At 40.5% G+C, this 20,851-nt stretch carries 14 protein-coding genes; all 14 read left to right on the forward strand.

Annotated elements, in window-relative coordinates:
- The first annotated feature begins 351 nt into the window (after positions 1–351).
- Positions 352–1,788 (forward strand): hypothetical protein, encoded by a 1,437-nt coding sequence (locus tag HMPREF0240_RS11315; RefSeq protein WP_009003556.1) that lies wholly within the window; start codon positions 352–354, stop codon positions 1,786–1,788.
- Positions 1,789–1,790: 2 nt separating this feature from the next.
- A complete protein-coding gene (locus HMPREF0240_RS11320; RefSeq protein WP_035313134.1) occupies positions 1,791–3,692 on the forward strand; it encodes a hypothetical protein in 1,902 nt (633 codons plus the stop codon).
- A complete protein-coding gene (locus HMPREF0240_RS11325) occupies positions 3,692–4,708 on the forward strand; it encodes a hypothetical protein (protein WP_050794533.1) in 1,017 nt (338 codons plus the stop codon). The genes HMPREF0240_RS11320 and HMPREF0240_RS11325 overlap by 1 nt, the downstream gene beginning before the upstream one ends.
- Positions 4,701–9,887 (forward strand): DEAD/DEAH box helicase, encoded by a 5,187-nt coding sequence (locus HMPREF0240_RS11330; protein WP_035313135.1) that lies wholly within the window; start codon positions 4,701–4,703, stop codon positions 9,885–9,887. Before HMPREF0240_RS11325 ends, HMPREF0240_RS11330 begins: the two co-directional genes overlap by 8 nt.
- Before the next feature lie 29 nt (positions 9,888–9,916).
- Positions 9,917–10,807, forward strand: a complete 891-nt coding sequence (locus tag HMPREF0240_RS11335) for a DNA adenine methylase (RefSeq protein ID WP_009003560.1) — start codon at positions 9,917–9,919, stop codon at positions 10,805–10,807.
- A gap of 583 nt (positions 10,808–11,390) precedes the next feature.
- A complete protein-coding gene (locus HMPREF0240_RS11340; RefSeq protein ID WP_009003561.1) occupies positions 11,391–12,074 on the forward strand; it encodes a CHC2 zinc finger domain-containing protein in 684 nt (227 codons plus the stop codon).
- Complete coding sequence (locus HMPREF0240_RS11345; protein WP_035313137.1) at positions 12,031–13,374, forward strand: virulence-associated E family protein; 1,344 nt, start codon at positions 12,031–12,033, stop codon at positions 13,372–13,374. Before HMPREF0240_RS11340 ends, HMPREF0240_RS11345 begins: the two co-directional genes overlap by 44 nt.
- 234 nt (positions 13,375–13,608) lie before the next feature.
- On the forward strand, positions 13,609–13,836 hold the full coding sequence (locus tag HMPREF0240_RS11350) for an excisionase (RefSeq protein ID WP_050794534.1): 228 nt from the start codon (positions 13,609–13,611) through the stop codon (positions 13,834–13,836).
- Between the two features lie 104 nt (positions 13,837–13,940).
- Positions 13,941–14,306: an integrase DNA-binding domain-containing protein gene (locus HMPREF0240_RS25315; protein WP_347462585.1), complete on the forward strand. Its 366-nt coding sequence runs from the start codon at positions 13,941–13,943 to the stop codon at positions 14,304–14,306.
- Positions 14,306–15,139 (forward strand): site-specific integrase, encoded by an 834-nt coding sequence (locus HMPREF0240_RS11355; protein WP_347462586.1) that lies wholly within the window; start codon positions 14,306–14,308, stop codon positions 15,137–15,139. Before HMPREF0240_RS25315 ends, HMPREF0240_RS11355 begins: the two co-directional genes overlap by 1 nt.
- A 161-nt stretch (positions 15,140–15,300) precedes the next feature.
- Positions 15,301–15,765 (forward strand): low molecular weight protein-tyrosine-phosphatase, encoded by a 465-nt coding sequence (locus HMPREF0240_RS11360; RefSeq protein WP_009003564.1) that lies wholly within the window; start codon positions 15,301–15,303, stop codon positions 15,763–15,765.
- A 34-nt stretch (positions 15,766–15,799) separates the two neighbouring features.
- Positions 15,800–16,483, forward strand: a complete 684-nt coding sequence (locus HMPREF0240_RS11365) for a hypothetical protein (RefSeq protein ID WP_009003565.1) — start codon at positions 15,800–15,802, stop codon at positions 16,481–16,483.
- Positions 16,484–16,588: 105 nt separating this feature from the next.
- Positions 16,589–19,861 (forward strand): UvrD-helicase domain-containing protein, encoded by a 3,273-nt coding sequence (locus tag HMPREF0240_RS11370; protein WP_009003566.1) that lies wholly within the window; start codon positions 16,589–16,591, stop codon positions 19,859–19,861.
- 132 nt (positions 19,862–19,993) lie between these two features.
- Positions 19,994–20,845, forward strand: coding sequence for an N-acetylmuramoyl-L-alanine amidase (locus HMPREF0240_RS11375; RefSeq protein WP_009003567.1), 852 nt, complete (start codon positions 19,994–19,996; stop codon positions 20,843–20,845).
- Positions 20,846–20,851 lie beyond the last annotated feature (6 nt).

Here is a 20,851-nt window from a genome sequence, read left to right on the forward strand (position 1 = left end):
TTCCAAATGGTTTCTGATTTCACGGGATATAGAGGTGCAGTTCTTGCCTACAGCGGTGGCAATCTGTTTAAAGGACTGCTGCTCGGAAAGCATTTGTGAGATTGTGATTCTGTCTTCTAATGATAAATGTGTTTTCTTCATAATGAAATCCTCCAATCGTATTCCCAGACACGACTGGAAGAATCATACAAAATTTGTCACACTTAATGCAACATTTCGGATTCTTAAAGTAAATGCAACCGGTAATGGACATAGGGGTTGCATTTACTTTGAAAATTTACAAAGTGAAAAAATGGACAAAATATGATATAATTATTTATAATTTTTAGTAGATAAAGGAATGGATGCTTCATGGATAAAGCCTTTGATGTTGTGTTTCAATCAGAAGTTGATGCAACGGTTATAGCAAAAACTTCATATCGTTCATATGGGGAACGTTTTAGATATCAGTGTCTATGTTGTGGTGAAGAGGTATATTTAGCGGCAGCAGAAAGTACTGAAAAATCTCCTCACTTCAGACATAGGAGAGGGAACAATGATATTGATTGCGAGCAATATCTTGGACAGCCAGGTGCAATAGAATCATATGTTTCTATTCGGCGACAAAGAAATAAAGCGCGTATTGGATTCTGCTTCAATATAGACAGATTAACATTTGAAATGAGTCTGTCATTATCATCAAAAGAAATTGAATTTTACTCACAGACACAAACGAAGTTGAATCTATATTCGAAATATTATTCTCAACCATTTTTCGGTATTCCAATCAGTAAAACTGTACTTAGACCAAATATTGCAAATTATTTCACTATTACTGAGTATTCGAATGATTATTATGCCTCTATTGACGATGGAAATATGAAGTATTCATATCCAGAAGTAATGAAGAAGGGGGGAAAACTAAATGTATATAGGGTAAACCAGCTGGATGAACATTACAAAAGAAATACATCCGATATACTATATATGGATACAGAGTATGTAGTAATTTCTGAGAGTGAAGATAACATTAAAGAATTGATTTCATTACAGGGAGTGCAAACAATAGATGAATCGTTTTCTTTCATTACCTTAGGTAAGACATTTTTTGCTCTTAGACTCGTAATCAAATATGTAAATTCGGATTTGAAATTATATTTCTTGAAACATGATTGCCAAATAGAATCATCGGAAAACTTTGATATATTATGGCCGCCGGTTACTTTGATAGATTCTACAGCGGTCACATCTGATAGCGAAGTATATGTTATATCTAGTTTTGAACTGATTCCACATGGAAATGTAGATATTGATGGAAACAAGATAGAAGAGATTGATTGTGATATTAGTAAAATTAGTATCGATGATAAAGTCGCCATCTATGAAAAAAATGTTGATATTGTAATCCAGAAGGCTTATCAAGTTACTTTTGAATATTTCCATGTAGAGCCGGAAATCATTTATACTGATAAGTTTATAGTTCCAGACGACTATGAGTATTTCTGCTTTGACATCAGTGGATGCACAAGACTTAATGTGGGTTCTACAGTATATCTGGCGAAAGAAGATCAGATTATAGGATATAAAAACGGTCATGTTAAAACATACATACACAGCATGGATGGACCATTGCAGTCAATTGAAGAACGGCTAAGGGATATCTTGAAGTATCATCCACAGATAGAACCATTTAATCCAGATGATTATATGGATGTAGACGTAAATGAAACTATCTTAGAATATCTTGAAACATGCTATAGAACAGGAATGATAAATAGTGTCGTTAAAAGATTTATTATGGAGAAATAGATTTGAATTACTTAACTGAACTTACAAAGGAAGAAATAAAATATATCTGCAAGTCAATCCCTTTTGCGGTTGTCACTGGGTATTTTAGAAGATATCCAAAGGAATTTACAACGATACGTCCTGGATTCAGGGTTAAATCATTAAATGAGGAATCTGTTGCCAGAATTTTGTTTGATTTTCGCTCAAGGGATTTCATAAGAACATTCATCATTAAATGTATCAGGCAATGGATAAAAGAAATAGATGAAGAACTTGAAAAAGCGATAAAAGAAGGAAAAAGTACAGAGACTGCTTATATTGATGTTCTTCCACAGTCTTTTTTCGCCGAAAATGTTCCGCTATATTTTAAAATCAAAGAAGAAGAAAAATCTGAAGATTATCTTCTTATCTTGAGCGCTGCTGTTTCATATCAGGCGGATAAAATCAAAAACAATCGGGATGAAATCGGTCAGATGAAGAAAAAAGGGGCCGAAATTGATAAAAAAGTAGAAGAACTTAATGATAAGTTTTTGGAAGAAGAGAAGAAAACTGAGAGATTAAGAAAAAATGCTTTAGATATGAAAGCTGCTCTTGAGGAAAAGGACTCGATTATTTGGACTGAAAGAAAAAGAAATTCTGAATTAGCAGATGAAATAGAATCTTTAAGGCAAAAACTCGAAATGGCTGAAAAAGAAAGAGCAAAAAAGGCAAGTGAGTTTATTGAAAAAACATCGCTCATCATCGAGCAATCCGAGTCGCGTGAGAAAGAAATTGAAGACCTTCAAAAAAGCCTAGAAGAAGCAGATTGTATTATAACAGAATACAGAGAAAAAATTGCATCGTCCAAGGATGGATCCGAAGCGATTAAAGCGGTTAACAGAGATTTGGAAGCACAAATTCTTGTTTTTAGAAGAAGAATTCTCGAAATGGAAGAGAAGGTTGCTGATCTACTAGCAGAAAAGAAGGATTTAGATATTCTTATACAGCAGCTAAGAGAAGAAAATGTTGCTTTAAATGCTCATAACGATGAACTTCAATCAGCGGTTCAAGAATTAGAAGTCGTAGTTAAGAATATGCCACTTTCTGTTGAGAACGTTTGTATTGAAACAAAAAAGGCGTTGCTGTATACAATCCCTAAGTGCCCTGTTGATATGGATGATTTTGATGAGTGTTTTTCATATAACTTCACAAATATTGGGTTTGATAAAACCGATGAAGCTGCAAATGAGCTTGTGGATTATGTTAAACAAACTGTATTCCGAGGGGTACCTCTTTTGATTAAACGAGGTCCTGGTATAAATCTTGCAAATTGCCTTGCTAATACAATTTATGGTCAAAGCCATGCAAGGGTTTTCTCTTACAAATCCGGGATGAAATTGTCGGAGATTGAAAAGCTGCTAGCAGATAATAATGACAGAGTGATTTGCATTGACGGATTTATTGGAACCTGTAATGAAATTGAACTTGTTCCAATTCTTGAGCAGCACCGGGACAAAATTATTGTTCTGACATATATGTATGATAAAACTCTGAGATATGTACCTGTAGAAATTCTTTCGAGTTTTTGTTTTATCAGTATGGATAGATTCCATGCTCTGATGAAAATAAAAGATATAACGGAAGATTCATCTGAAATTATGGAAAAGGACTCTCCAAATCAGAATAAATGTAAGGATAATCGCAGTAGAAAGATCTTCATGGAAATCGCTCAGGAATGTGGAATTGATTTTGCTACAGCAAGTGCGATGACAGATTCTATTGAAGATGAGGCTTCGATGAACAGAATTCTTCTTTTTACACTGTTGCCTTTTGTAGTCAGTGTAATTGGAGTGAATCCATATAACTGTTCTAAGAGACTTCAGAAGTATGCTGGAGAATCAGGAAGGTGTCCGAATAAAGAGACAATAATGAGGTGGTTTGGGTAGTGAATAAACTTATTGAAATAATGGCAAAAGACATGAATATTCCTCACTATTCGGGCGAGTCGGATGAGTCATATTGCTATAGGGTATTATACTCGGCCTTAGGATTATGGTGTCTTACATCATCATTAAATGAAGCAGACGGAATCAAAGAGATCAGCAAAAACACCCAGACAATACTTTTACATGGATTGTTAGAAAACTATTTGAAGTTATGTCCCTTGGCAAAACGATTTCTTGCGGGCTCAAGAACAGCAGATATAGCAATTCATATCCGTAATCTATATGAACAAATGGGGTATTTTGTCACGCTTGATAACAACCGCAATGTTTTAAATCAGGGTGGAGAAAGCATAAAAGTATCCGAAAAAGAATATCTATTTCTTGGAATTCCAAAGGATAAATATTGTGTTAATGGATTAGGCATTCACACTCAGGATAATGGACGCGAGATAGATTTAAAAGAATATCTGGTACGCGATAACCTTTCGCCAGAAGAATATTTATTGTCTTGCTTTGATTCTTGTGATTTTGATGAAAAGGATGTGGAGATTTCTGAATTGGAATTTTTCAATCCGTTTTACAGAGGTAAACTTTCCGAGGCGTGGAAAAAATATCGTAATGCAGATATGACTATTACGAGAAAAAGTCCAAGTGGACCGTTCTATAGAGTAATGGTAGATGAGGATAGTAATCTAGTTTTCGCTCCGGAAAAAAATAATGATGAAATAGATTCTAAAACAGGTGCTGAGTTTAGACGAATCTATATTGCGCTTAAGGAATACTACCTTAATCCAATGATTGCCTTCATATGCCCAATTGATGAAAACTATACACATATCAGAATCCTCGGGCAACTTCCGAACAGAGAGTATTATTACATGCTGCTGAACGCATGGCCAAAAAGAATTTTCAGCGACAGAAATAACTTTATAATACGAAATGAATTAACCACACAGGCTGTAAAGATATTAACAGATATTGGATTTACAGCGAAAGAAGGTGAGTTTTATGGATAGAAATACGAATGGAGTACAGCAGTACTACCAAGCAATAAGAAGTCGATTAGCAAACTACATTAAATCAGACTATCTTGCAAACAGCGAAACTCTGCTTCTATATGCGGATGATATTCTTGGTGAAGCATGCGGTGACGATATCAATATTGCAAAAGAACCATATATTGAGACTTCGTCATCCTACAAGAAACTGATGGATGGTATTAAGACGGCCGATATTGCCGAAAACGTAAAAGAAGTTCTTTTAAAACTTGTTGATGCAAAGCTTGGCATTTATTCCACACCGTTTGTGCATCAGGTGAAAGCTCTCACCAGCGCATTAAATGGAAAAGATCTTTTTGTATCAACTGGGACTGGTTCTGGTAAAACAGAGTGTTTCCTCTGGTCAATCATCGCACGTGAAATTGAGGAATCCTTAAATAGACCGGAGGATTTTAAACTTCCGGCCGTTAGAACACTTATCATTTATCCAATGAATGCTCTGGTATCCGATCAGCTTGCTCGTTTCAGAAAAATTATGGGTGCAGAAGAATTTATGGAGATTTTTACTACATCTTCTGGGAGTGATCGCATCCCCCATTTTGGAATGTATACAGGAAGAACTCCATATTCAGGAGATGCAAAGAAACAGAGTAACATCAAGCTTGCAGAAACATTCCGGGCTCAGTATCTGGTCGATGAAACTGCTTCACCAAGCGAACAAAAGGCTCAGAAAAGAAAAATCGAAGGATTTAAGAGTATTAACAAGTATCCAGCAAGATATGGCGGAGACGCAGGCCTTAAGCTTTTTATTGATAATTTGGAAAACGGTATTCATAATCCAGGTCCATTCGATGCAGAATATATTACTCGTTTTGAAATGCAGCAGAATACACCAGATATTCTGATTACAAACTATTCCATGTTGGAGTTCATGCTTATGCGTCAGCTTGAAGCAGGTATATGGGATGATACGAAAGAATGGCTGCAGAAATCAGAAGAAAACCGTTTTATGATTGTTCTTGATGAGGCTCATATGTATAGAGGTTCATCAGGTGGTGAGATCGCACTTCTTTTGGACAGACTGTTTTCACGTCTGGGAATCACCCTTGATAAAGTACAGTTTATTCTTACAACTGCAAGTATGCCGTCTGATGACGATGCAATTGCAGGATTCTTTAACGGCCTTACCGGAAAGGAATATTCCAAGTGTGTACCTCTTTTCGGTGATAAAGATGAGGTAAAGACCGAATTTAAAGTCAATACAGATGCAGAAGCGCTTGCATCTGTTGGAACAAGTCAGGTGACTGAAGCTGAGATTAGTGATAGAATTCGTCTTTTTGCAAAGAAAGTATTTCAGGTAGACCTTTCTGAAGGATTATCAACATCAGATGCGCAGGTGTGGCTTTTTGATAATCTTCCAAATTATGAAGCCTATGTTGTTCTTCATAAACTTTGTAGAGATGGAGCAAAACCATATTCATTATTGCGAAAAGAGATATTTGGCGACAGTGAATATGCGGGTGTAGCATTAGATGCACTTCTTATTGTTGCTTCTCTTGCGAAAAAAGAAGGAAATATCCTTTTCCCTGTGCGTCTGCATATGTTTGTAAGAGGTCTTCAGGGATTATATGCATGTTCTAATCCAAGATGTACTTGCGGTGCCAAGTATTCTGACAAAGAAAAACTCCCACTTGGAAAAGTAATATCTATTCCGCGTGAAAAGTGTGAGTGCGGTGCAAGAATGTATGAACTTGTGAACCATGTCAAGTGTGGTGCGCTTTACTTTAAGGGATATGTACAGAAAACAGCTGGTACAGGATACTGGTACGTATTTCCTAATAAAGGACTTAGTGGAGGAGCGTATGATCTCACAGAGATGCTTCTTTATATTTGTCCGGATGATTATGAATTAGGAGAAAAAGACAAGTTGGGTTATCTTGATCCAATTACAGGGAAACTCTACTTAGACTATCAGAGTGATAAATCTCTGCTTAAAGTATTATATCCGGATTATGATGAAAAACATGATCGATATATGTTTGGTTCATGTCCGAAGTGCAAAAAGATTATGCCATTAAAGAAACCAACAGATTTTGCAACAAAAGGTAATATTCCATTTTATAATCTGACAAAAGCTCAGTTCGAATTGCAGCCTCCGAGATCAGAACTTATTAATGAGAGTAAAAAAGTCCTGTTATTCTCTGACTCACGACAGAACGCGGCGAAACTGGCATTAGATCTTTCAAAATCATCGGATGCAGATGGGTTCAGACAGTGTATTATTCTTGCAGCAAACAAGATTGCAGAAGATGGAAAAGAACATTCTCTGAAGGAACTTTATAATATATTCCTTGCCGTTTGTATTGAACAAAGATTATACTTCTTTACAGGAAATAGCAGTGATAAATTTAGAGAGCATCTTGACACTGCAAAAACAAAAATCAGAAGAAATCGAAATATTACAAGAATGGATTTCGAACCACTTCCGTCCGATTATTATGAACAGCTTCTCACGTTCTTTACAGAGAGTCCTCGTTCATTCAAAGATATTGGACTTGGATTTCTTGCACCGATGGATAGTTGCCTGGAAGAATGCCTGGACGAATTAGAAGACGATTATGATATCGTTATCGATGAGGAATTGTTTAGAACTTTATTGGTTCTTCTCTTTTGGGATGTCATGGATGGAAGTGCTGCATTAGGAAACGCTATTGAGGACGATATCAGAAGAAAACTGCCTGGACGTAGTAAAAATCAGGAGTTTGGTCTTGATGGTGATTTCATGAAATCTGTTGATAAAAAATTTATTACAGGAGTAAAAGCAATAACAGGTCTCAATGATACTCAGGTGGGCAAGTTTTTAGACTGTATTAAAAGGAACTTCTTTGGCACTGGTTCAGAAACGAGTCAGAGGTATTATCTTAAGCTAGATACGGTTAAAATTATTATTACAGACGATGATTTTAACTGGTATTATTGTGAAAAATGTGGAAAGATTTCTCCGTATAAGCTTGGAGACAAGTGTGGTTCCTGCTTTGATTCGGAAAAAGTTCATCTTCTCAATAGTGAAGAATTGACTCGTTTTGATTTCTGGAGAAAGCCAGTACTGGCTTCATTAAATGAAGGGGAAAAGGTCCACACTATTGATACAGAGGAACATACTGCACAGCTGTCACATAAAGAAACCACTAGCGATATCTTGAGCAGAACAGAAGATTATGAGATTCGTTTCCAGGATATTGATGTCGGTGAGTTCGGTGAAGAATCTATTGATGTTTTAAGCTGTACAACAACTATGGAGGTAGGTATTGATATTGGTTCTTTGACTGCAGTAGGCTTAAGAAATATACCTCCTATGAGAGAAAATTACCAGCAGAGAGCAGGTCGTGCAGGTCGAAAGAATGCTGGAATCTCTACAATCGTTACATATGCATTTGGTGGTGTGCATGATAGTCATTATTTTAAGCACCCAGAGGAGATGATTTCCGGAGAACCAAGAAAACCTTGGATCGATAGAAATAATCCCAAAATTTTTCAGCGCCACTATAATATGAAAGCATTGAATAGTTTTATGTCTACCGATGCGATGAAGGGGCTCTACGACAGTATTGTCAAGGTAGGTATTGTTACTTTCTGTGAGAAATTGACAGATACATTTATCGAGCATGCTAAAATTCTTGATTTCCCGACAGACGGTACAATAGAGATGATCTGCAAGATCAGAGATATGGTACTTGCCGAAGGAAAGAGAAATGAGTATTTCAATGGGGATAAAGAAACACCCGCTTTTGATGTTTTTTATTCTGAAGGATTTATTCCATCTTATTCTTTCCCTAAGAATGTTGTAAGATTTTTCGTGGAAAACGAGATGGGTTCTGGAAGAAGATCTTCTTTAGAGATAAAGTATGCCCCTGAAAGAGATATTGCTGTTGCAATCAGCGAATATGCACCTGGAAGATTTATCACGATTGATAAAAAGATTTATAAGAGCGGCGGTTTATATGCAAATCCTAGACCAAAGGGATTTGAAGGCAATCAGGCTGAGTACTATTTTACAAGCAAAGATTACAAAAAAGAAATCATCGTTTGTACAGAATGTAACTGGTTTGGAGAAGGTCAGGAAGAGTATGCCGAATGTCCGTATTGTCATGCAAAAATAGAAAGACATCCAATGATCAAACCGTGGGGATTCGCACCAGTAAAAGGTGATCCGGTTAAGTTTGAGGATGAAGAAGAAGAGAAAACATATGCAGAGGCGCCTTATTACTCCTATGTTCCAAAGGAAACCGAAATGCAGGGTTACAAGAATAGCCATATTCGATATGCTAATCTTGAGAACCGTCATGTCCTTACTGTAAATATGGGAAAAAAGAAAAACGGCTTTAATATCTGTACAAAATGTGGTGGCGCGGAAGTTGCAGAACCGGTACCGTCCGGAAACTACTATTTCTCACAGCCATATCATGACAGATGTTTATGCAGACATGAAGGCACTGTAGCAACAAACATTTTCCTTGGTTACGAATTCCTGACAGATATGTTTACGTTGGACATCAAATATGATACTCGGCGACTTGTATCCAATTTCGATAATGAGGAAAAGAATATTCTTCGTTCAGCAGCAACAACCCTTCATGAGGCGATCAAAAAAGCGGTTTCACTCTCTCTGGATATCGATTATAACGAAATCAATGGAGGATGGAGAACCCGATATGAAGATAATGGCGAAGCACATATCGAGATGTTCTTCTATGATAACCTGACAAGCGGTGCTGGTTACTCATCGCTGATTGGAGAAGATGAAGTTCTTGATGATGTCTTCAGACGTACACGAGAGATTTTAAGCGGCTGTTCATGTTCAAAGTCCTGTAGAAACTGTCTTGATAACTTCTACAATCAAAGAAATCATGATATATTTGACAGGACACTTGCTGTACAGCTTTTTGAATATGCTCTGGATGGAAAATATCCGGAAGATTATTCACAGGAAGAGCAGGAGAAATACCTTGTTCCTCTGAAGAAACTTATTTCTGAAACGAAAGGAATCACATTGGATGGAAGCATTAGATTTGAAGTGATTCCATCCTTAAGAAAGCGAATCCGTGATGATGCAGGTGAGATGTATCTTAATCCATATAACCTGTCTGACTGGCTCCCAAATGCTTTTATGGAGTTTTTGGGAAAGATTAACGAGTAGTTATTATATCTAGCAAGGAGGTGAGATGTATGTTTTATTCCCCACTGCGTTATCCAGGTGGAAAAGGAAAATTAGCTTCATTCATGGAGTATATGATAATTAAACTTGAGCATAAGGGCGGAACGTATATCGAACCTTTTGCTGGTGGTGCTGGTATTGCGATTGAACTCCTTCTCAAGGATGTTGTAAGCAGGATCGTTATAAACGATTATGACAAAGGTGTATGGTCTTTTTGGAAAGCCATACTTACAGAAAATGATCGTTTTATTGACAAAGTAAGAACCGTTCCACTCACAATGGAAGAATGGCATAGACAGCGAGAGATTATGGTTTCTCAGAATGATAAGTACAGTTTTGAACTTGGATTTGCCACTTTTTATATGAACAGAACAAATCGTTCAGGAATCATTAAAGGCGGCGTAATAGGGGGACTAGAACAGGCAGGAAGCTGGACGATGGATGTTCGTTTTAACCGTGAAGAACTAATCAAAAGGATTCAGAGTATTGCGGCGAGAAAAAAGGACATCATACTTTATAATAAAGACATCAACAGTTTTATCACTCATTACGTTCCTATGTATGAAGATAATGCGCTCATTTATTTTGATCCGCCTTATTATAAAAAAGGCAAACAGCTTTATATGAATTTCTTTACTCGCGAGGATCATGTTCGTATCGAAACTGTAATCAGAGAGCATGTTCACTGTGACTGGATTATTACATATGATGATGCACCAGAAATTGAAGAGATATATACCAGATACGATTTATATCTCTATGATTTGAATTACAGCGTTTCTGCAAAATGCAAGGCAAGCGAACTGATAATTTTTAGAAATAGTAATTTAGCACCTTCAAACGAAGAACTTATACTCAATAAAATCAAAGTTAATATTCGCCCATACAATCAGCACGAATAGTAGGGTAATCAAACTATTTGAGGGTTTGCCAATATAATTGAGGATTCGTCGTGAGGGGCAAGCATAATAAATAGTTCTCTAAAACTTTGATTACCCTTAAAAGTTATAGTAGAAGAAATAGAGTGAACAAGTATATTTTTCAATTTTAAAAAATATGCTTGTTTTTTTGTGTACTTTTATAAGTGAAAAGCAAAAAATTTTTAACGATTTTTCGAAACATCCGTCCATAACAGCTAACACCTTTACGATAAGTGGAGGGATAAAAAAGTAAATGAGATGACATGTGTTTATACACGCTGAGATTTGGTAATTATTCACAAAAATAATTTTTTTAGTATTTTAGGTAAACTTTTGGGACTTGAAAAGCGGGGTTAGTGTAAGGGGGAATTTTCTAAAGCAAGATCCGCCCGCGTATGACACGAATTCATTTTATGAATTTGGTCACCTGGCAACTTGATGGGATTTTGCTCCCATACCGCATTTCAAAAACTACCCTTTGGCTCCAATTTTATTTGGACGCAACTTTCACAGAAAGGGAAAAACTTAAAACTAAAAAATATTTTTTGACAGATTGGAGGACGTGATGAATTTATTTGAAACAGCAAAACAGAACATTTCTACAAGGCAGGCTGCAGAGCATTATGGAATAAAAGTGAATAGAAGTGGAATGGCTTGTTGTCCATTTCATCCAGACAAGACACCAAGTATGAAAGTTGATCAAAGATACTATTGCTTTGGTTGTGGAGAGACAGGAGATGTGATTGATTTTGTGTCTTCGTTATTTGGACTAGGGAAAAAAGATGCAGCAGAAAAACTGATTCTTGATTTTGGGATTTTATATGATAATGAACAATTTCAAAAAAATGGGAAGAAGAGAAAACAGACAAAACAGGCAGAAAGAGGTTCGCCAAAATATACGGAATTAGAGGAAAGATTAGAAGAGATGGTGGAACATAGTTTTGGTGTTTTGTGTGATTACATGCTGTGGCTTCGAAGTTGGAAAGAGGAATATGCACCAAAACCAGATGATGAGAATTGGCATCCATTATTCGTGGAAGCTCTGGCGATGATTACCTACATAAATTACCAGTTGGATATTTTGCAATATGGATTATTTGAAGAAAAAGCAATGTGGATGATAGGACACGGAAAGAAGGTGAATGAACTTGAACAACGAATTTCAAAAATTAAAGTTGGCGACACAAGAAGAACTGCTTCGAACGATGGATGCAATGGAATCTCCTCAAACAGTTCCAGAGATTCGTGACAGATTAGAGGTTACAGAGAAAGGTACAGTGAAGAATAGCTTGGCAAATTGTGTGACAGTATTCCAACAGGATCCATTGCTGAAAGGTGCAATCTGCTACAATATTCTGTCTGAACGCACGGATATTGTGAAACCACTTGGATGGGAGCGAAAGACGGTTACCTTGGTAGATATGGATATGAAATATCTGTTTTTGTATTTAGAAAAGCAGTACGGTTTGACCAGCGAGAAGAAAGTAGAACATGCAGTGAAAATCATAGCAAATGAAAATCAATATCATCCCATTCGGGATTATTTGGATGAATTGAAATGGGATGGGAAAGAACGAATTCGGTATTGCCTACATCATTTCTTGGGTGCGGCGGAAGATGCTTATACATATGAAGCATTGAAGCTTTTTATGATGGGAGCAATTAAAAGAATTATGAATCCAGGATGCAAGTTCGAAGTTATGCTCTGCCTGGTAGGTGGACAGGGCGCCGGAAAATCTACATTCTTTCGCTTGCTTGCAGTGAAGGATGAATGGTTCTCCGATGATCTTCGAAAGTTGGATGATGAGAATGTCTATAGAAAACTGCAAGGACACTGGATTATAGAGATGTCGGAAATGATAGCCACTGCAAGTGCGAAGAGTATCGAAGAGATTAAATCCTTTCTTAGCAGACAGAAAGAGACATACAAAATTCCATACGAAACACACCCGGCAGATAGGTTGCGTCAGTGTGTATTTGGTGGAACTACCAACCGATTAGATTTTCTTCCCAGAGACCGCACAGGGAATCGGAGATTCATTCCGGTAACCATTTGTCCTGAACAAGCAGAGGTTCATATTTTAGATGATGAACAGGCATCTAGGGCATACATAGATCAGTTGTGGGCTGAGGCAATGGAGATCTATCGAAGTGGTAGATACCAGTTGTCTTTCAGTACTGAGATGAATACTTTTCTGAAAGAACATCAGAGAGATTTTATGCAGGAGGATACACAGGCGGGGATGATTTATGCATATCTGGAGGATTACCAGGGAGAAAGAGTCTGCTCAAAGCAATTATACGCAGAAGCATTTGATAAAGGCAATTCCCCGGCAGATTGGGAGACTAGAGCAATCTGTGAGATTATGAATACCGGGATTGCAGATGGAACCATTAAAGGCTGGATAGCCTATAAGAATCCTAAAAGATATAAAAAATATGGCTCTCAGAAAGGTTGGGAGCGTGTCTACCAATATCCAAAGGACGGAGATGGTTTTCGAAAAGTAACGGAAGAGGAAGTGGTACAGATGGAAATTCCATTTGTATAGATAAGTGGTAGACAGTGAGGTAGGCGTGTTGGTTGACACTTGGTAGACATCGGAAAGCCTGATATATAGGCACTATTTCTTATTTGTCTACCATGTCAACCTAATAATAGAAGAAAAAGAAGAAAGGAATCATGAAAAGTTGAAAGGATATTTCAGGGTTTTCATGACCGGTTGACATGGATTTGGTTGACATCAGAAAAATGAAAGAAAAACCAACCATATTTCTTGTCAGGCATGATATTTGTTGGAAGGGGGAAGTGCCTATGGCAAAAAAATGTACCAATTTGGGAAAAGAGTAACCTGTCACTGGAAGAAGCAGCGGCTTACTCCGGTATCGGGATCAATAAATTAAGAGAAATCACAAATGATGAGAGCTGTAAGTTCGTGCTGTGGGTTGGTAATAAGCGATTGATCAAAAGACGTTTGTTCGACCAGTACGTGGAGCAGGCATATTCCATCTAAAAGAAGCTAATATATGTAGATTTATAATAGAAAATGGTGCCTTGGTATGCTAGAATATAAACAGTCATATCAAGGCTCTTTCTATTTCAGAAAGGAGTTTGACAATGTCCGAAAAGAGAAAAGACAATAAAGGACGCATCCTGAAAACAGGAGAGAGCCAGAGAAAAGATCTGATTTATCAATATCGCTATAAAGATGGTAGAGGAAAGCGGCAGTGCATTTATGATGCGAATCTGCAGGCATTACGCAAAAAGGAAGTTGAGATTCAAAAAGAACTGGATGATGGAATTGATTATAATTCTGGAATGATGACCGTGGTTGAGTTACTGGAACGGTATATCAGTCTGAAACAGGGAGTTCGCTATAACACGAAGGTTGGATACAATTTTGTATTGAATCTGGTGAAGGGAGAAGCCTTTGGACGAAAGAAAATCAAGGATATCAAGGTATCGGATGCCCAGCAGTGGTAATGAAGCTACAGGCAGACGGACGAGGTTACAGCACCATTACCAGTGTGCGAGGTGTGGTAAAACCAGCATTTCAGATGGCTTACAATGAAGACGCCATTCGCAGGAATCCGTTTGAATTCAAGCTGACCGATGTAATCGTCAATGATTCGGAAAAGCGTATCGCCATGACTGCAGAACAGCAGGAAATGTGGATGGGATTTGTACAAAACGACAAGACCTATTCGAAGTACTATGATGAATTCAATGTACTCTTAAATACTGGCATGCGTGTCAGTGAGTTTTGTGGTTTGACCAGAAAAGACTTGGACTTCGAGAATCGGAGAATCCGGGTAGACCATCAGCTGGTAAGAGAACGTGGGGGCAAGTATTATGTGGAGAAGACAAAAACCGAGAGTGGTTGCAGATTTCTTCCTATGACAGAGGAGATTTGCCAGAGCTTGCAGAATATCCTTGCCAAACGTCCGAAAGTGAAGAAAGAAATGATTGTGGATGGCTATAAGGGATTTATCATGTTGGACAAGAATGACAATCCTAAAGTGGCTCTGCATATTGAAAATGCCATGCGCTGGGGTATGAAGAAGTATGATAAGCTTCATCCGGATCAGCCATTGCCACATATCACACCGCATGTATTTCGTCACACCTTTTGCACCAATATGGCGAACGCAGGTATGGATATCAAGAATCTTCAATACCTTATGGGACATTCGGATGTGGGAGTGACTTTGAACGTCTACACCCATGCGAATTATGACCTTGCGGCAGAACAGATGAATAAAATCGTCAATTTCACACCGCTTGCAATGCCGGAAACCCAGAGAAAATCAGGATAAATCAAGGATTGGTTACTACACCATTTACTACACCATTTGCCCGTTAATTTATGAAGATTTACGTAGATTTTCATGAATTTTGGGAAATGAGAAAAAATAGAGGAAGTGTCAAAACGCTAGGAAATAAGCGGGTTTGAAGACATATAAAGGATTATAAAATCATGATAAAAATATTATTTATATGCCACGGCAACATCTGCCGTTCCCCCATGGCAGAATTCATCTTCCGCGACATGGTCCAAAAAAGGGAAATGGCCAATTCATTTTCCATAGCATCGGCCGCCACAAGCCGCGAGGAAGAAGGCAACCCTGTACATTACGGGACAGTCCAGAAGTTAAAGCAGCAGGGCATCAGCACCGCCGGTAAATATGCAGTTCAGATGAAAAAGAAAGATTATGATGCATATGATTACATCATAGGGATGGAGTACCCCAATATCCGCAACATCCTCCGCATAATCGGAAGCGATCCGGATCACAAGGTACACCGCCTGCTTGATTTTACCGACAGCCCCAGGGACATAGCCGACCCGTGGTATACAGGCAATTTCGACAGAACATACGATGATATAGTAGAAGGATGCGAAGGGCTGCTGTTACATATCCTGGAAAATGACAGAGTATAGCTGCTAAGCATAACCGGTTAAAAGGAGGAACAGCATGAGGTTTGAGCAGTTAAATCCTGTACTATATCTGGAAGATTACGAAGAAATATCTGACGACATTCTTCGATGGAAGGATGATGCAGAACTGCAGCCGGGAGCTGGTTGGCTTAGAAGAGCGGAGCAGTTTCAAATAGTGGAGCAGTCTCAGAAAAAAGAGCAGCCTGCGACGTCAGGAAGGTTCAAAACGAAAGCCCCGATCCCAGACCGATTATGCATAGGAATAGGACAATATAAAACAGAGATGGATGGAGACATCTATCTCTGTGCTATTCTCAGCAGAGATACAAGAGAAGTTGTATCCTGTTCCTTGGGTGTATACCGCTCTCCGGATTTAGTTAGGAAAGCACTGGAACTGTTTTTTGAAATCTATAAATATCCGAACCAAAACGGAAAGGAGAGAAACCAGAGAATCTCACTGCTTTCCAGCAGAAATCCCATTTACCAGAAAAAGAGGTATCATCAGATCCTCGAAAGATTTCCGATAGAGCCCATGATGACATCTCCCGGAAGCAGGGGCCAGGCGGCGGTGGTGAGCACGTATTTTTCTCAGCTGATGAGACGAAAAGGCAGCACGGTATTCTATACATGGCAGGATGCAATAGACTGGCTTTCTGATGACATCACCCATTATAATGAACGACTAAGTATGAAGCAGCCCGCCGCAAAGCTCGAGGAATAGCAGCAGTCCGCCACAGAGCTCGAGGAATAACAGCAGGCGCAAGCAGAGAAACCGGCAAAAGTAAACCAGTAGTTTTAGATAGTATTCAGAAGAGAAGGTGTTTATATGTACATAGCAGATTTACATATTCATTCGCATTATTCCCGTGCAACCAGCCGGGACTGTAATCTGGAGAATCTGGATTTGTGGGCGAGAAGAAAGGGAATCCACCTGATCGGAACCGGTGATTTCACCCATCCGGCCTGGCGGGAAGAGATGCAGGAAAAGCTCGAACCGGCGGAGGAAGGTCTTTATACCTTGAAAAAAGAATACCGCATAGTGGACGATTCTGTAGCCGATGTGATGGTACCAAGGTTTGTGATTACGGGAGAAATCAGTTCCATTTATAAAAAGAACGACCGAGTCCGCAAGGTGCACAGCCTGATTTTACTGCCGGGTCTGGAGGACGCGGAGATTCTGGCAAGGAAGCTGGAGATCATCGGAAATATCCATTCAGACGGCCGTCCCATACTGGGGCTGGACTGTCATGATCTGCTGGAAATTATGCTGGAGCTTTGCCCGGGAGCAATTTATGTCCCTGCCCACATATGGACGCCCCATTTTTCACTGTTTGGTGCCTTCTCAGGGTTTGACTCAGTGGAAGAATGCTTTGGCGATTTATCCGGATACATCCATGCCATGGAGACCGGATTGTCCTCTGATCCGCCTATGAACTGGCGGATATCTGCTCTGGACAAGTACCAGCTGATTTCCAACTCTGACGCACATTCTCCGGCCAAATTGGGCCGCGAAGCTAATCTTCTGGATACGGGTCTGTCTTTTTCGGAACTCAGAGAAGCAATTCAAACAGGAAAAGGTCTGCATGGGACAATCGAATTCTTCCCTGAAGAAGGAAAATATCATTTTGACGGGCATCGGAAATGCGGCATCTGCCTGGCGCCTGCAGAAACGATAAAATACGATGGCATTTGTCCCGTATGCGGCCGCAAGCTGACGATTGGTGTATCACATCGGGTGGAGCAGCTGGCTGACAGAACAGAAGGGTATGTCAGGACTGATGCGAAAGGCTTTGAAAGTCTGGTGCCTCTGCCGGAAGTCATAGGCGCCTCCCTGGGACATTCTGCAGCCAGCACTAAAGTGCAGAAGGAATACCAGAATATGCTGCGCAGGCTGGGGCCGGAATTTGAGATACTGCGGTCTGTTCCGGAAGAAGATGTGCAGAAGACATCAGGCCATTTGATTGCGGAAGGAATCCGAAGACTGCGTGCCGGCAAGGTGGAACGCAATCCCGGGTTTGACGGAGAATACGGGACTGTGAGATTATTTACGCAGGACGAGATTGACAGACTGGATGGACAGATGAGCTTTTTTGATGCTCTCTGTATCAACACGGAAGAAAAACATGGCAGTGAGAGTGGGAAAACTGGTGACAAGAGGCAGATTTCTGATAATGGATCTGAACCGTTGGAGGGAATAACTGGTGAAAATATAAGTTCAGGGAATCAGACCGCTGAAACGGAAAATGCAGAGGGGGCAGCAGGCCCAAACAAACCGGCAGACCTCAATCAGGAGCAGAAACAGGCGGTTCGTGCCCTGGGCAGTGCGGTAGCTGTAGTTGCCGGACCTGGCACCGGAAAAACCAAAACCCTGATATCTAGGATTCTTTACATGCTGGAAGTGCGGAAAGTAAAGCCTTCAGAAATTACTGCTGTTACATTTACTAATAAGGCGGCAGGGGAACTGATGGAAAGAATCAAAAAGGAGATCGGCAGATCAAGAAATCTGAATAAAATGCAGGTGGGGACGTTCCATGCAATCTGTCTGAATTTCCTGAAGAACCAGGGCGTTGAATTCTCACTGGCAGATGATGCGGCCTCACTTGAGGCGGCGGGAAGAGCCCTTGATGAAACAGGACTGAAGATGAAGCCCAAAGAATTGCTCCGCGTGGCATCCCTTCTCAAATCAGGAATGGATCCCGAAGAAATGCAGACCAGGATGGCGCAAAACGATGCGGATGAAGAGGCGCAGGAGATGCCCCAGAACTGGAATGAGGGGGCAAAAGCGTACCAGAGAATTCTGAGGGAACAGCATTTGCTGGATTTCGATGATCTGCTTTTAGAGACCTTAAAGCTGATTGAACAGGGAAGTGTGCAGGATGGCTGGGAAAAGCGTTTTGCTTATCTGCTTGTAGATGAATTCCAGGACATCAGTCCCATACAGTACCGGTTGATTCAGGCCTGGAGCAGAGGTGGGAGAGAGCTGTTTGTGATAGGTGATCCGGATCAGTCTATCTATGGCTTTCGGGGATCAGATGCCCGTTGCTTTGAGAAGCTGAAAGAAGATTATCCGGACATGCAGGAGATCCGGCTTGCCTGGAATTACCGCTGCGCGCCGGCGGTGCTTCATGCGGCGGCGTCCGTTATTTCACACAATCAGGGTCCGGAAAGGAAGCTTCTGGCCCATCGGCAGGAGGAGATGCCTGTCCGTGTGGTGAGAGCAGGGAGCGAGATGGCGGAAGCTATATTTACAGCAAAAGAAATTAACAGACTTGCCGGCGGAATCGGTATGCTGGAGGCCCAGAAAATTGGAGCCGGGAGCGGGAAAGTACGGAGTTTCGGTGATATTGCCGTACTGTACCGTACACACCGGCAGGCGGATCTCCTGGAGAAATGCCTCAGAAAAGAAGGCATTCCTTATGTAACGACCGGAAGAGAGGCGTTTCTTACAGAGTATGAAGTCAGAGGAAGTATTTCCTTTTTTAAATGCCTTGCCAATCCGGCGGATGAATTTTCGCGGAAAATATGTCTGAAGCTTTTATGGGATCTGGACACAAATGTAGTGGCGGAAAGCGTATTTGAGTCTATGGCAGAGAAATTCCGTCCTCTCTATGCAAAGAGTAAGCCCCAGAAGTTCCTGGAGAAGTGGATAGAGGAAATGCAGATGCAGGAAAGCACGGCTATGAAAAAACTGGCTGGCATGACACTTTTTTACAGGAGCATGGACGAATTTATGGAAGCTCTGAGCCTGGGCGTGGAGAGCGACTTAAGACGCTGCGGAGACAGACGCTATAACGGAGAAGCGGTCACACTTATGACGCTTCATGGTGCAAAGGGCCTGGAATTTCCCGTAACATTCATTTATGGTGTGAGAAAGGGACTGATTCCCTTTGAAAAGTATGAGACAGTCGATCTGGAAGAAGAGCGGCGGCTATTCTATGTCGGCATGACAAGGGCGAAGGACGAGTTGATACTGACAACATCGCAGGACGAATCTGAATTTCTCGGAGAACTGCCCGATACAGGAATCTGCCGGGAGCGGGCCGACAAGCGTAAAAACGCAGGCAGTGGAAAACAGATGAGCCTCTTTGACTTCATGTAAGACAGAGTTAAAAATCAGATAAAAACACAGGAAGAGGACTGATCCATTCTTATTGTTCATAATAAGGACAAGCAGGGCATATACTATTCCATACTTATAATAGTGCCCGAAATGCGGCCAAAAAGGAGAAATATGAACAAAAAGAGTATCAGAGGAATGGCAGTAACGGCCGCAGTTCTGGCAGTGCTTGTGGCTGGAGTTTGTTTTTATTCAGGAATAAAGCCGAACCAGGCAGCCGGAAAACAGGTCATGACTGACCAGGTCAGCCATCAGGCGTCATCCCAGGCAAAAATCCCCGCTGCAGGTACCCAGAACCCAGAGACGGCAGCAGAACCCAAGAAGGCTGAAGAACAGATTATAATAGCGCTGGACCCCGGCCATCAGGGACCTGAGGCCGGAATGAGCGGAGAAGAAGAGGACGGACCAGGTTCCGGTATCCTGAAGGCAAAAACAACGTCCGGGACGACCGGGCGTTTCACCGGACTTGCCGAATATCAGCTCAATCTGGAAATCTCTGAAAAGGTAAAAACCTGCCTGACAGACAGGGGATATCAGGTCGTGATGACCCGTGAAAATCACGAAACATCTGTCAGCAACCAGGACAGAGCAAAGATCGCCAATGATTCCGGTGCAAAACTATGTGTCAGAATCCATGCAAATGGCAGTGAAAGTCCCGAAAGCGCCGGAGCTCTGTGTCTGGTCATGTCGCCGGAGAATCCCTTTGTCGGTACCCTGTACGATGAGAGCTTCAAGCTGGCAGAGGATGTTCTGAATTCATACTGCACGGCTACCGGCATTTATAACAGAGGTGTGCAGACAGATGACACAGTGACAGGAATAAACTGGAGCAAGATTCCGGTCATAATCCTGGAAATGGGATTTATGACCAATCAGCAGGACGATATTCAAATGGCAGACCCCAAGTTTCAGCAAAAAATGGCCGAGGGAATCGCTGATGGAATTGAGGCATATATCAGCAATTGAGCTAGC

Origin of the sequence: Clostridium sp. D5, assembly GCF_000190355.1 — a bacterium.
Classification (GTDB): Bacteria; Bacillota; Clostridia; order Lachnospirales; family Lachnospiraceae; genus Faecalicatena; species Faecalicatena fissicatena_A.

Bases quoted from the DNA above. Each gene is read 5' to 3' on its own strand.
- HMPREF0240_RS11315 (WP_009003556.1), top strand. From the start codon at position 352: ATGGATAAAGCCTTTGATGTTGTGTTTCAATCAGAAGTTGATGCAACG.
- HMPREF0240_RS11355 (WP_347462586.1), top strand. From the start codon at position 14,306: ATGAAGCTACAGGCAGACGGACGAGGTTACAGCACCATTACCAGTGTG.
- HMPREF0240_RS11360 (WP_009003564.1), top strand. From the start codon at position 15,301: ATGATAAAAATATTATTTATATGCCACGGCAACATCTGCCGTTCCCCC.
- HMPREF0240_RS11340 (WP_009003561.1), top strand. From the start codon at position 11,391: ATGAATTTATTTGAAACAGCAAAACAGAACATTTCTACAAGGCAGGCT.
- HMPREF0240_RS25315 (WP_347462585.1), top strand. From the start codon at position 13,941: ATGTCCGAAAAGAGAAAAGACAATAAAGGACGCATCCTGAAAACAGGA.
- HMPREF0240_RS11330 (WP_035313135.1), top strand. From the start codon at position 4,701: ATGGATAGAAATACGAATGGAGTACAGCAGTACTACCAAGCAATAAGA.
- HMPREF0240_RS11370 (WP_009003566.1), top strand. From the start codon at position 16,589: ATGTACATAGCAGATTTACATATTCATTCGCATTATTCCCGTGCAACC.
- HMPREF0240_RS11335 (WP_009003560.1), top strand. From the start codon at position 9,917: ATGTTTTATTCCCCACTGCGTTATCCAGGTGGAAAAGGAAAATTAGCT.
- HMPREF0240_RS11345 (WP_035313137.1), top strand. From the start codon at position 12,031: ATGGATGCAATGGAATCTCCTCAAACAGTTCCAGAGATTCGTGACAGA.
- HMPREF0240_RS11375 (WP_009003567.1), top strand. From the start codon at position 19,994: ATGAACAAAAAGAGTATCAGAGGAATGGCAGTAACGGCCGCAGTTCTG.
- HMPREF0240_RS11350 (WP_050794534.1), top strand. From the start codon at position 13,609: ATGATATTTGTTGGAAGGGGGAAGTGCCTATGGCAAAAAAATGTACCA.
- HMPREF0240_RS11365 (WP_009003565.1), top strand. From the start codon at position 15,800: ATGAGGTTTGAGCAGTTAAATCCTGTACTATATCTGGAAGATTACGAA.